Raw genomic sequence first — 615 nt, 5'->3', positions numbered from 1 at the left:
AAAGAAAAAATCAATCTCTGAGCTCTTGGCTATTGCTAAAGAAATGGGTCTTGATAATATGGCACGTAGCCGTAAACAAGACATAATCTTTGCCATATTAAAAACGCATGCTCGTAACGGCGAAGCTATCTATGGTGATGGCGTACTAGAAGTCCTACCAGATGGTTTTGGCTTTTTACGCTCATCAGAAGGCTCTTATTTGGCTGGCCCTGACGATATTTATGTCAGCCCAAGTCAAATCAGACGCTTTAGCCTAAAAACAGGCGATAGTATCGCTGGTACCATTCGCCCACCAAAAGACTCTGAACGTTATTTTGCTTTACTAAAAGTAGGTGAAGTCAACTTCGATACGCCAGATCGTTCGCGCCATAAGCTCATTTTTGAAAATCTAACCCCGCTATTTCCTACCGAGCATCTTAAGCTTGAGCTTGGCAACGGTACAACAGAAGACTTAACTGGACGTATCATTGATCTGATTGCGCCGATTGGTAAGGGTCAACGCTCTATTATTGTCGCTCCACCAAAAGCAGGTAAAACCGTACTGTTACAGACGATTGCACAGTCCATTACGCGTAACAACCCTGAATGTTATCTGATTGTTTTACTGATTGATGA

At 42.6% G+C, this 615-nt stretch carries 1 protein-coding gene; it reads left to right on the top strand.

Annotated elements, in window-relative coordinates:
* Positions 1 to 615, top strand: a 615-nt coding sequence (locus ACS8FD_RS22150) for a Rho termination factor N-terminal domain-containing protein (RefSeq protein ID WP_439277449.1), incomplete at both ends; no start/stop codon positions are given.

The sequence above is a fragment of the Psychrobacter sp. 1U2 genome (assembly GCF_051847575.1).
This window is presented reverse-complemented; position numbering and strand designations above follow the sequence as displayed.